General features: G+C 36.4%; 14 protein-coding genes, 1 tRNA gene and 1 riboswitch. Of the genes, 8 read left to right on the top strand and 7 right to left on the bottom strand.

Annotation, left to right across the window (positions count from 1 at the left end):
* Positions 1-88 precede the first annotated feature (88 nt).
* Positions 89-1552, bottom strand: coding sequence for an NCS2 family permease (locus tag EJN90_RS00755; RefSeq protein ID WP_126108414.1), 1464 nt, complete (start codon positions 1550-1552; stop codon positions 89-91).
* 226 nt (positions 1553-1778) lie between these two features.
* Here EJN90_RS00755 and EJN90_RS00750 point away from each other — a divergent pair, with 226 nt between their 5' ends.
* On the top strand, positions 1779-2522 hold the full coding sequence (locus EJN90_RS00750; protein WP_126108413.1) for a metallophosphoesterase: 744 nt from the start codon (positions 1779-1781) through the stop codon (positions 2520-2522).
* 28 nt (positions 2523-2550) lie between these two features.
* Complete coding sequence (locus EJN90_RS00745) at positions 2551-4725, top strand: Tex family protein (RefSeq protein ID WP_126108412.1); 2175 nt, start codon at positions 2551-2553, stop codon at positions 4723-4725.
* A gap of 46 nt (positions 4726-4771) precedes the next feature.
* Here EJN90_RS00745 and EJN90_RS00740 read toward each other — a convergent pair whose 3' ends face one another.
* Positions 4772-5440 carry a DUF421 domain-containing protein gene (locus EJN90_RS00740; RefSeq protein ID WP_126108411.1) on the bottom strand — a complete coding sequence of 223 codons (669 nt, stop codon included), beginning with the start codon at positions 5438-5440 and terminating at the stop codon, positions 4772-4774.
* Between the two features lie 140 nt (positions 5441-5580).
* Between EJN90_RS00740 and EJN90_RS00735 the strand changes: the two genes are divergently transcribed.
* Positions 5581-6099 carry a type 1 glutamine amidotransferase domain-containing protein gene (locus EJN90_RS00735; protein WP_126108410.1) on the top strand — a complete coding sequence of 173 codons (519 nt, stop codon included), beginning with the start codon at positions 5581-5583 and terminating at the stop codon, positions 6097-6099.
* A gap of 94 nt (positions 6100-6193) precedes the next feature.
* Positions 6194-6649: a SprT family protein gene (locus EJN90_RS00730; RefSeq protein WP_322348865.1), complete on the top strand. Its 456-nt coding sequence runs from the start codon at positions 6194-6196 to the stop codon at positions 6647-6649.
* A gap of 112 nt (positions 6650-6761) precedes the next feature.
* Here the strand turns inward: EJN90_RS00730 and EJN90_RS00725 are convergent.
* From EJN90_RS00725 to EJN90_RS00710, 4 genes are all read right to left on the bottom strand, one after another.
* Positions 6762-6844: transfer RNA gene (locus EJN90_RS00725), tRNA-Leu, on the bottom strand.
* A gap of 240 nt (positions 6845-7084) precedes the next feature.
* The gene (gene thiT, locus EJN90_RS00720) at positions 7085-7660 is read right to left on the bottom strand and encodes an energy-coupled thiamine transporter ThiT (protein ID WP_126108408.1); all 576 of its coding nucleotides are present in this window, start codon (positions 7658-7660) and stop codon (positions 7085-7087) included.
* 66 nt (positions 7661-7726) lie between these two features.
* Positions 7727-7830, bottom strand: a riboswitch (TPP riboswitch).
* Positions 7831-7898: 68 nt separating this feature from the next.
* Complete coding sequence (locus tag EJN90_RS00715) at positions 7899-8216, bottom strand: hypothetical protein (RefSeq protein ID WP_126108407.1); 318 nt, start codon at positions 8214-8216, stop codon at positions 7899-7901.
* An 80-nt stretch (positions 8217-8296) separates the two neighbouring features.
* A complete protein-coding gene (locus EJN90_RS00710; RefSeq protein WP_126108406.1) occupies positions 8297-9088 on the bottom strand; it encodes an NAD-dependent epimerase/dehydratase family protein in 792 nt (263 codons plus the stop codon).
* Between the two features lie 163 nt (positions 9089-9251).
* Between EJN90_RS00710 and EJN90_RS00705 the strand changes: the two genes are divergently transcribed.
* The 4 genes from EJN90_RS00705 (at position 9252) to EJN90_RS00690 (ending at position 11837) form a co-directional block, all read left to right on the top strand.
* Entirely contained in the window at positions 9252-10022 is a 771-nt protein-coding gene (locus EJN90_RS00705; protein ID WP_164543955.1) for a threonine/serine exporter family protein, read from the top strand.
* Positions 10019-10483, top strand: coding sequence for a threonine/serine exporter family protein (locus EJN90_RS00700; RefSeq protein WP_126108404.1), 465 nt, complete (start codon positions 10019-10021; stop codon positions 10481-10483). Before EJN90_RS00705 ends, EJN90_RS00700 begins: the two co-directional genes overlap by 4 nt.
* Positions 10484-10566: 83 nt before the next feature.
* Entirely contained in the window at positions 10567-11202 is a 636-nt protein-coding gene (locus tag EJN90_RS00695; protein ID WP_164543954.1) for a YrrS family protein, read from the top strand.
* A gap of 131 nt (positions 11203-11333) precedes the next feature.
* A complete protein-coding gene (locus EJN90_RS00690; RefSeq protein ID WP_126108402.1) occupies positions 11334-11837 on the top strand; it encodes a cupin domain-containing protein in 504 nt (167 codons plus the stop codon).
* A 131-nt stretch (positions 11838-11968) separates the two neighbouring features.
* On the opposite strand, the gene EJN90_RS00685 is transcribed toward EJN90_RS00690, so the two are convergent.
* Entirely contained in the window at positions 11969-12196 is a 228-nt protein-coding gene (locus EJN90_RS00685) for a hypothetical protein (protein ID WP_126108401.1), read from the bottom strand.
* Positions 12197-12201: the final 5 nt, after the last annotated feature.

Here is a 12201-nt window from a genome sequence, read left to right as displayed (position 1 = left end):
CTATGGAGATATTCCGTTTAACACTCAATTTATTATATAGATAATTTCTCAGCTTAGCAACTAATAATAAAGAAAACGTTAATAATTTTTATAGGAAAGCCATAATTAGATAATTAATTAAGAATAAAATAGTAGAACCCCAAAGAATTGGATGGATTTCTTTTGATTTTCCTAAAACAACTTTTACAATTACATAGAAAATAAATCCTGCTGCAATACCAGTAGAAATATTATAAGTAAGACCCATAAATACAGAAGCGAAGAACGCAGGAATTGCTTCTTCTAAGTCAGTCCAGTTGATATCCTTAAAGGAAGCCATCATTAAAACACCGACAATAATTAAAGAGGGAGCAGTTGCAGCTGCAGGAACAATACCGATGAGCGGTGCAAAAAATGCACTAATAACAAATAAAATTGCTACTACAACAGCAGTTAATCCTGTTCTTCCGCCAGCGCCAATGCCCGCTGCACTCTCCACAAAGGTCGTTGTATTAGACGTACCAAAGATTGCGCCAAAAATGGTTCCGATAGAATCTGCAAACAAAGCTTTGTCCATTTTTGAAGAGAAACCAGACCCTTGCTCAAGAGCTTTTTCATCTTCTGCAGAGAAAATACCCGTTCTACGGCCTGTACCAATAAACGTACCGATTGTGTCGAATGTATCCGATAAACTGAAAGCAAAGATTGTCATTAATACAAGAGGGAATCTCGCTGGGTCTGATAATAAAGATAACATTCCATCCTTACCAAAGGCAGCTCCAAATGTTATACCGAGTTCTGAGATAGCGGTCCCTAATGAATTAGCCGCTAATACTTCCGACGAAATTTGAACAACACCCATTGGAATTCCTAGCAGCGTTGTAACAATGATACCAATAATAATTGCGCCTCTTACATTTTTAACCATTAAAATAATAGTCAGAATTACACCAATAAGAGCTAATAAAGCAGGGCTTTGCGTGAAATTCACTAATGCAGGAACGATTCCACCACTAGTGATAATGCTGTCAATACCTCCTTCATATGTTTCTAAAGCAGAATTGTAAGGAGTATTATTAATAGAAAGAATCGTTCCTGCATCAGAAGTAAATTCCAAGAAACCAGCGTTTTTAACTCCAATATAAGAAATAAAAATACCAATACCTGCGCTGATTGCATGTTGCAATGATTCTGGAATGGACTTAATAATCATCTTTCTAACTCGTGTAACAGTGATTAAAACATTGATTACTCCACAAAGGAAAACCATTGCGAGTGCTTCTTGCCAAGTAAAACCTAAAGCAAAAACAACTGTATAGGTAAAAAATGCATTCAATCCCATACCGGGAGCTAGCGCGTAAGGCACGTTTGCAAAAAGCCCCATTACGAGTGTACTTATTGCTGCTGCAATAATAGTAGCCAGAAATACCGCTTGTGATGGCATTCCGGATAAAGCAAGAATGCTTGGATTCACGAAAATGATGTATGACATAGCAAAAAAAGTTGTGAAACCAGCAACGATCTCGGTGGAAACAGTAGTACCGTGATCTTTTAATTTAAAAAACTTCTCCATAGTATAGAAAGCTCCTTTGGCTTATTTTATTTGACTAAATCGAATAAAAACAAAAAAAGTTCCTAATTCCATTAGTACTTTTTTATTATATCGAAGAGTCTTGGTCAAATCAATACAAAAAATTAATATTAGGGTCATAAAGCTTTCAAATGTTCGGTTTTTTCCGAATGTGTTAACAAAGTTCTAATATGGTAAAATGAAATAAAGAGAAATAGGAGGTGCTATGATGAAAGAGCAACTTTTTGTGATTGGTGATATCCATGGAGAATATGAAATGCTTCAAGAGCTGTTGTCCTATTGGGATAAGGAAACTCAACAGCTTGTCTTTATCGGAGATTTAGGAGATCGAGGAAACGCGTCGAGTAGTTGTTTTAAACGAGTACATCAATTAGTGAAAGACGAAGATGCAATCTGTATAACTGGAAACCACGAACAAATACTCTTAAATTTTTTGAACAAACCCGATGAATATGCAGCTAATTATTTTTTGAACGGTGGTTTAAAAACCATTGAAAGTTTTTTAAGTGAGACAGATTTAAGTAAGCTGCAGCCAGAACAGATGGCGAAACAGATCCAAGAAAAAGCCCCGTGGTTAAAGTCGTTTTTAACAAACTTACCCAATTATTATGAATGGTATGCTTATCTTTTTGTACACGCGGGAGTTAATTTGACCAAAGAAAGTTGGTTAAATACTTCTTCATATGACTTTATTTGGATACGAGAGCCATTTCATAATGGAAGAAATCGAACTGGAAAAACAATTATCTTTGGTCATACACCGACAAATCTCCTGCACGGTGATATGAAGAATTTTCAAATTTGGGAAGATGACAATAAAATTGGCATCGATGGTGGAGCTGTTTTTGGAGGAATTCTTCATGGTCTTGTTTTCGATAAAAATGGAATGATTCATCACTATGGAGTACAAAAAAAGAATGACAAAGAGGTAATCACTAAAACTTATCAATAGTTTTAGATTGAAAGGAAGTTGTAGTCAGATGTCAGATATTACAAGTGAAACAGTTACGCTTTTATTAAGAAAGGAACTGTCACAGTACAAACCCAAACAAATAGATGCAGTATTAGGTTTATTGGAAGAAGGGAATACCGTACCTTTTATTGCACGGTATCGAAAAGAGATGACAGGTTCTTTAGATGAAGTTCAAATACGTGAAATTGAGGAACGGAATCAATACATTTTAAATTTAGAAACGAGAAAAGAAGAAGTGATTCGTTCAATTGAATCACAAGATAAATTAACACCAGATTTACAAAAAGAAATACGCGCTGCTCAAAAGATGCAGCAAGTGGAAGATTTATATCGCCCCTATAAACAGAAGAAACGGACAAAAGCTGCAATTGCTCGTGAAAAAGGACTGGAGCCTTTTGCAAAATGGTTGTTATCTTTCCCATTGGAAGGTTCTGTAGAGGAAAAAGCACAAGAATTCTTGTCAGAAGAGATGGAAATTCAGACAATAGAAGAGGTCCTACAAGGAGCTCATGAGATTATTGCAGAGTTTGTGGGAGATGAACCAGAATTCCGCGAAAAAATCCGTTCATTTACAAGGAAATTTGGAACCATTATTAGTACTGTGAAGAATCAAGAAAAAGATGAAAAAAGCGTTTATGAAATGTATTATGATTTTTCACAACCTGTAAAATCAATTCAACCTCACAGAATGTTAGCTATTAATCGTGGTGAAAAAACAGGTATTTTAAAAGTAGTTCTAGATGTCGACGTTAAAAAAATCTACGACTTCTTAAATAAGAATATGATTCAATCAAATGATAGTATAGCCACTGCTTATGTTAAACAAGCAACCGTAGATAGCTATGATCGTTTTATTGGTCCGGCTATTGAACGAGAAATTCGCAATGAACTCACGGAGGTTGCTGAAGAACAAGCAATTAATGTGTTTGGTGAAAATCTGCGTAATTTATTACTACAACCACCTATGAAAGGGAAAGTTGTGATGGGCTTTGACCCGGCTTACCGAACAGGCTGTAAATTAGCCATTGTAGATGAAACAGGGAAAGTACTTGCCAAAGATGTTATTTATCCACACAAACCTGCTTCAAGCAGTAAAAGGGAAGCTGCGGCTCCGCAATTACGAAAATTAATTGAAGACTATCAAGTAGAAATGGTCGCAATTGGAAACGGGACAGCAAGCCGAGAGTCGGAATTATTTGTTTCAGAACAAATCAAACAGCTGGAGCGCACGGTTTATTATGTAATTGTAAATGAGGCAGGAGCCTCTGTTTATTCAGCGAGCGACATTGCACGTCAAGAATTTCCTGATTTCCAGGTAGAAGAAAGAAGTGCGGTAAGCATCGCAAGACGTCTGCAAGATCCTTTAGCTGAATTGGTTAAGATTGATCCGAAATCGGTTGGAGTAGGGCAATACCAACATGACGTATCTCAAAAGCGTTTGACAGAACGACTCGATTTTGTAGTGGAAACAGCAGTAAACCAAGTAGGAGTAAATTTAAATACAGCAAGTGCACCCTTGCTGCAACATATATCTGGTCTAAACAAAACCATCGCGACAAATATTGTTTTATTTAGAGAAGAAAATGGAGCGTTCACTGGACGACCGCAATTGAAAAAAGTTCCTCGTTTGGGACCAAAAGCTTTCCAACAAGCAGCAGGATTCTTACGGATTATTGATGCAAAAAATATCTTAGATAATACCGATATTCATCCAGAGACTTATAAAGAAGCAAAACAAGTATTGGAATTAGCAGGATTAGGGTTAAAAGATGTTGGAACAGATAGAGCTCGCGAAGAGTTAGCTAATTTAAATAAATCATTCATTATGCAAGAAACTGGCTTAGGAAGAGAAACTCTCCAAGATATCATTGAAGGTTTAACCAAACCTGGTAGAGATTTACGTGAAGAGATTGCCCAACCGATTTTGCGACAAGATGTATTGTCGATGGAAGATTTAAAAGAAGGAATGGAATTAGAAGGAACAGTTCGGAATGTAGTAGATTTTGGAGCATTCGTTGACATTGGGGTAAAACAAGATGGCCTCGTTCATATTTCCAAATTAAGTAATAAATTTGTAAAACACCCATCAGATGTTGTGGGTGTAGGAGACATTGTTAAAGTTTGGATTGAAAGTGTTGATTTAAATAAAGGGCGTATTGCGTTAACAATGTTACCAGAGTAGAAAAGAAAGCTTCTCTTTGATTGAAAATAGAGAGAAGCTTTCTTTTTTAGCCGTCAATTTCATATTGCTCTTCAATGGAGTCTTCATATGTTTTTATATAAAATCCCTCTTCATTAGACCATTCTGCATAAACGATATCTTCAGTGGAAAGGTGATTTAATTTAGCGATTTCTTCATATAGCCATTTTATGTCTTTCCCGATGCTTATAAGTGTCTTTTTTTCAATAACACCTTCGTCAATCAGCAAGTAACTGAAGATAGGGTGTTGTTCATCTTTTTTCATGACTGAAACTTGTCCATTGATTTCCATGACCGCATATTGTACTTCTTTTAAAGAGAAACAATTTTGCGTTCGCAACATACTTCGTAATTGTTCCATTTCAATGTGGTTATCTTTTATTTCTTTCATATTCAATTCGCCATTGAAAATGAGCACGGAAGAGCGACCCTTCATTTTTCTGGTTAGGGAGTCTCTTCTTTGTAGAAGTGATTCCACTATATAAATAATGACTCCCCACACAAGAAATGCAAAGAGCATATGAAGAGCATGGATCTGATCATCGTAGATAGATTCTTCTACAATTCCTCCAAGAACAAAGGAGTAGATAATATCAAAGGGGGTTATTTCTGAAAGAGCTTTTTTGCCAATAGCTCGCATGACAATCATTAATGCAAAAAAACCGATAATTAACTTACTTGCGATACCAATAAACATAGCATTCCCTACCTTTCTCTATTAATTTAATTGTAAATTAAGATAAGAAGAAAAGCGAAGAAAATGGGGAAATCGTTTTATTTGGTCTCGATTTTATCTTTTGTTACACTATAAGTAGCAAATGAAAGGAGAAATCGTTAATGAGTAAAAAAATTGCAGTGTTACTTACTGATTTATTTGAAGATTCAGAATACACATCTCCTGCAGAAGAGTTGAAAAAAGCTGGCCATGAGTTAGTTACAATCGAAAAAGAAGCTGGAAATGTTGTAAAAGGAAAACAAGGTGATGCAGAAGTTACCATTGACAAAGGAATTGACGATACGAAACCGGAAGAATATGACGCACTCTTAATTCCTGGTGGGTTTTCACCGGACAAACTAAGGGCGGACGATCGCTTTCTAGAATTTGTACGACACTTTGATCAAGAGAAAAAACCTATCTTTACCATTTGTCACGGACCGCAGCTAATGATTAATGCAAAAATAGTTGAAGGGAAGAAAATGACATCTGTTAAGCAAGTCGGTATTGATTTAATAAATGCCGGTGCGAAATGGGAAGACAGCGAGCTTGTTATAGATGAAAGTGGTTTGATAACAAGTAGAACACCTGATGACTTGCCAGTTTTTAATAAAGCGATTGTAGAAGCGTTAGAAAAATAAACGTTAAGAAACTAAGAATCTTCAGCCATTTAAATGTGGTTGAAGATTCTTAGTTTGTTTGCTAAATTAAATGGAACAAGAAAGGGGAATATATGTGAACCAAAAAGAATTACAATCTTTGGTAGAAGATATTTCTTTAGAATTCTTCGAACAATCGTTTAACCATACAGCTTCTTTCAATAGACGCCTTCGTACAACTGGCGGAAGATATTTATTACAAACCCATCATTTGGAATTTAATCCACGAGTACTTCTCCAATATGGAATGGAAGAACTGATTGCTGTTATTAAACATGAACTATGTCATTATCATCTTCATATTATGGGGAAAGGTTACCGCCATCGTGACGGAGATTTTAAAGAATTATTGGCGAGAACAGGCGGCGCCCGCTATGTAAAAAACCTTCAAAATGAATCTGAAATACAAAAGAACAAAGTATATCTTTGTAAAAATTGCCAGCAAAAATACATAAGAAAAAGAAAGATTGATACAAAGAGGTATGTGTGTGGAAAATGTAAAGGAAAGCTGGGGCTGATTGGCAATGAATGAAAATGATGACTAGTCGGAAGAAAATACGATAAAATATAAGGAAATCACTTAGGAAAGTGGATAAAAAAAAGAGCCTCTCAAAAAGAGAAGTTCTAAAAATTTGTTATACCAATGCGGCCAAGAGGACTTGAACCTCCACGGGGTTGCCCCCACCAGCCCCTCAAGCTGGCGCGTCTGCCATTCCGCCATGACCGCGCAACAACTACTTTAGTATAGAACTGGAAATGATTTCTGTCAATACCGCTCAGCGAATATAAAGAATATTATAGCAGTTGTTTCCGATTTGAAAAAATCTGTTGATTTTCGAGGCTGTTTTTTAGAAAAGTTAGGATAAAAACACTACCAAGAATGGGAAATTGACAATGCCAAGATGTAAAAAAATAAGGATCTCAAACTAATTTATAGTTGAGAGTCCTTATTTTTATTTACGAGCAATCAATACCCAAGTTTTTTATTTATCGATGTATAAAGCTGTGGAGTTGTTCGGTAAATAATTACTAGGACGACGATTGTAAAGATTCCGGTAGCAAGAGCACTAGCTCCGTTCAGTACAATGGAGTAGAACCATGCACTCCACCCTTCAGGAGCGTATTGACCCCAGAAATAGTATCCGGCAATCGTGTGCCAAAAATAACGAGCAATTACTCCTACAATGGAAGCTATTGTAATGTACACAACAGAAAGACCCCAGTTCTTTTCTTTAATAGCAACTTGGGTTTTATTTGCCCATAAACCAGCAAAACCAGAAAAGCCAAAAGCAACAAAGTATTCAATGAATCCTTGAAGAGGGGTAAGGATGTCCGCATTTCCTACAAAGATATGCAAAACTCCCCATAGAAAGCTAGCCACGAGCCCAGGGCCAAATCCTCGACGTAAGCTGTATAAAATTAAAACAGGCTGGCCAACTGTTATAGAAAAACTTGGCCCTATATCCAACGGAACAAATGATAATGCCGTCGCCAACGCTGCCATAATGGTACCTTCAATCCAGATGTTTAAATTTTTTGACATAAAAAAATCTCCTCCTTTATTGTAGAATGGAACAGACCTACTACAAAGGAGAAGAATACATTACGTGTTCTTTACTCACACAATCCCTACGCTCGTATTAACGAAGTCAGGTTCGAAGGGTTAGAATTTTCATTCAGTCTCAGCCAGTAAAGGCACCCCTTTGTGATAAGTGTTCTATTCAGTTACCAATACTTTAGCATAAGCGGTTTCTCAATGCAACACTTTGAAGCAATCTGTATCAGTTTTTTTTGCTGGTTTCTTGATTTGGAGCTAGTTCAGCTTCGAATTTTTTCTTTCGTGCTGTATTTAAAATGGAATCAATCATACCCCCAATTAAAATACCTATTCCAAATCCGAGCGCCATATTATCTAAGAAATATCCAATCAGCATTCCGACGAACATTCCGATTATGGTGAAAAGAAAAGTATTTTCATAAGTTGCTTCTTGTTCCTCTTGCGAGATGATTTCCTTTTCCTTCCCTAAAGAATCATAAAGTTTCGGAGCTTTCACTTGTATATTTTTCCGTTGTATTTGCCTTCCTTTACGTTTTGCCATGTAAATGTAGTCCTTTCTTTGTAAGAATTCACATTTATCATAGCAGGAATATCATTTTTTGTGAATCTTTGTAAAAGGGATTATTTTTTAGGATCCACTTCAATATCATCCTCTTCATGAAAATCGTATTCGCCGTCTCCTTGCATTTCAAATGCATCATCTTGAGGAGAATAACCGATATCAAAATAGGCTTGGGAAATATCCATGCGAGGGAATCGGTTGTTCGAAACGCCATTAACAAGTAAAAATGGTTGTTTCAAGTCTGCTGTCAAACAACAATCAATCAGATGACACATATCCCGTTTAGATAAATGAGTCGCTAGCCCGTCTGCATCAGCAGTTCCTGGAGTGATGTCGCTGTCGAATCCGCCAATACGAATGCCGATAAATTCCTGCCCATACTTGTAAGAATGATAGCTTGCAAGAGCCTCCATGTAGACTTTTGAAACGCCATATAAGTCAGCTGGGTGAGGATAATCGGTTGTTTTCACTTGAACATTGGGAGGATACCCTCCAATAGCATGAACCGAGCTCGCGAAAATGACTCTCTTTACAGATGTATCTTCTTTAACAGCTTCTTTGAAAATATTGTGGGGAACTTTATAATTTAAATCTAAAAGTGAACCATAGAAGTCAGCATCAGGACGGGGATCGCCAGCTAAATGAATAACATAGTCGATTCCCTCGAATAATCCGTTTACATTTTCAGGATCAGTTAAATCAATTTCTTTTATCTCAGTTCCTTCTTTTAAAAAATCAAAAAAATCAGAAAAATCTACATCCACTAATGTGAGGGAATGATTTTTCTTTAAATGTTCTGTTAAGACTGTTCCTATATTTCCAGAAGCACCCGTAATTAAAATGTTTGACATATTGAACCCTCCTTATATTTTTCACTTAAAGTAAAGGTATGCTTCTTTTTAATAAAAGTCAAAAGATAACATTTGGGAATAATCGAATGAAACTAAGGAAAGTAATGTTAGAATACGCTATACTGAAAATGAAAAGAAACAGACCATGAAAGGAGATGATTCGATGCCTGAAATGGATTATGAATTATATATGGACACTGCTGTACTTGCAGGGAAAATCATGCTAGAAAGCAACGCAGAAACCTATCGAGTTGAAGAGACCGTCACTCGGATTTTGAAAAAAACAAATTTAGAGATGATTGATGCAATCGCGATTACGACGGGACTGATTGCAACGTTGGATAGTCCGAATATGGATGCCATTACAGTTGTGAAACGTATATCGAACCGTACCACAAATCTGAATAAGATAACGAAAGTTAATGATGTTTCTCGAAGGTTTACTGAAGGGATTATTACGATACAAGAAGCCTATTCATTCTTACAGAATATCGATGAAATTCAATACGATGCTTTTCGAAAAAACTTGGCGATATTTAGCTTTATTCAGATGATTTTAATTATGTATGGTGGGAAATGGATTGATTTTATCTTTCTTTTACCTATATCTGCCACAGTGACTCTTATTACTCATTATGGGAGACGATGGATGGTCAGACCATTTATTTTAGATATGGTGGCTAGTTTTATTATTGCTTTGTTAACGAGTTTTATTACAAAAGTTGTTCCATTGGGGTTACAAGGTGACTTGCTGATTGTTTCAGCGATTATGCCGCTGCTTCCTGGTACCGCTATGACAAATGGAGTCCGAGATATTTTTAAAGGAGATTATATGTCGGGAGGGGCAAAGGTGTTGGAGGCTTTTGTGATTGCTATTTTTATTGCGATTGGCATTGGTTCCGGATTAGTGATTGGGGGTAGATTAGGTTTATGATACGAATTATCCTTGAATCCCTTATTGCTTTTGTTTCTGTATATTTTTTCGCTATTTTACTGGAAGCTCCAAAACGAGCGTTATTACATTCTGCCATAACAGGTTCTTTAGGATGGTTTGTCTATTTGGTAGGGTTAGAATTCTTGGAGAAAATACCTGCTACATTGCTTGCTGCAGTTGTGATTTCTTTTTTATCTCATTATTTCGCTCGTTATTTAAAAACTCCAGCAACTGTTTATTTTCTACCTGGATTTATACCATTAGTGCCTGGGGAAGCTGTCTATCGAGCTGTTTTTTCGTTTATTAACGGCGATTACGGAGAAGGGCAATTGAGATTAAGCGAAGCTTTATTAATATCCGGAGCAATTGCGGTTGCTATTTTTATAGTAGATGCAATATTCAGTTTACAAACTAGATTAAAGACGATAAAAATAGTAAAACAAGAAGAGGAAAACCTGTAATCTTATGAAATATTCTCGTAACCAAATTATCAAAGAATAACAATAAAAAATGTGCTAGTATTATGCGGAAGGGAGATGCAAAAATGCCTGAAGAAGAAAGAGAAACGCGTGCTAAACGCCATAAAAAAAGTAAACGTTCCAATCTGATCATGAATCTTTCAATCGGTCTGATTGTCCTAACTGTAGTAATTATTTTATTTGAATTATTATTTGGAGGCTCTGCTAATGATAATGATCCGAATCAACTAGGACAAAATTCTGGAAGTGATAACTCGTCATTTGTTATTCCTCCAAAAGATGAATCCAGTGAAGATGGAAGTGCTGAATCAGAAGAAGAATCCGAAGAAAGCTCATCAGAAGAGCCTGAAGAATCGGAAGATGAAGCTGAAATAAACGAAGTTCCTTCAGATGACCCAAATGTCATTCGTGCATATGTGGGTGATTGGGAACCAATCGGAACAGAACAAAGTGAACCGCATGTAACGCAGTATGATGAAACAAGCGTTGATTGGGCAGAGATGAAAGAAGCAAGTTCAGAAGTAACGGGAGTATCACTTGCAAACATGATTATCACTTGGATTGGTAATAACGGAGAGCAACGAGTAACGGTTACTTTTACTGATTCTGAGAGTGGACAGGTATATAAAGTATATCTTTCGTGGGTAACAGAAAAAGGATGGCAAGTTACAAGGTATGAAGAATTACGAGCAGCATCATAAAAAATATCCCCTGAAAAGTATTCTTTCAGGGGATATCTTTATGTACTTATAAGGCTTCTTTTTTGCAATTCAAAAGCTAGAATGGCAAACTTAATTTGAGTAAAAAAGTTTATTGAAAGGATGGTTCTTCTATGACAGAAACAGTATACATGAAAGAAAATAATCCATTCCCTAATAATACGTTGCCTGTGCTTTATTATCCAGAAGTCCTTACAGAACTGATACGTGGTTCAAATAGCGGTCAAAATGTATTAAATATGTTTGAAGAAAATGGTTATTCAAATGGTTGGGTAAACGGGATTTTCAGTTATCATCATTTTCACTCTAACACGCATGAAGTGCTCGGTTGTATAGCGGGAGAAGCCCAGGTTCAGCTAGGTGGACCTGGTGCAGAGATTTACACGTTTAAAAAAGGGGACGTCTTATTGCTGCCAGCTGGAATCGCTCATAAAAAAATAGAATCTACAGCTGACTTTTCAATAGTGGGAGCCTATCCAGAAGGACTAAGTCCGGATAAACAAACTGGAAGCGAAGAAGAGTATGAAATAATACAAAACAGGATAAAATCATTAGCAGTCCCCAAGTATGATCCGGTTGAAGGAGAAAAAGGAGCAGTAAAAAAATATTGGAATTAAAAAAACATCGTTTTGAGGCCTGTTTGTGATAAATAAGCCTTAGAACGATGGTTTTTAGTTAAGCTGGATTTTACGATTTTTTTGTTCAATATCTAACGAGTTGCTACAATGCGAGCTTGTCCGTTTTTTTATCAGCTTTCAGCATCGTATTGGATTTCCATAGCTTTCATGTCTTGGAAACTAACTTGATCAAGCGCCTTAGAAGCTAAAAATAAATTGAAGTCATCTCTTGCATGGTGATCTGCGGCATCCCATACTGCAAAATCAGCTTCCTCTGCTTCATCCCAAGCTAAATCCTCTTGGAAATCAAGCATACTATTGCGCCACTCTTGGTAAGCAAGGTATAATTCTGGTTTCATTTTTC

Source organism: Jeotgalibaca ciconiae (genome assembly GCF_003955755.1).
Lineage (GTDB): Bacteria > Bacillota > Bacilli > Lactobacillales > Aerococcaceae > Jeotgalibaca > Jeotgalibaca ciconiae.
Note: the sequence above shows the minus strand (reverse complement) of the source record. Positions and strands in the feature narration are given on the sequence as shown.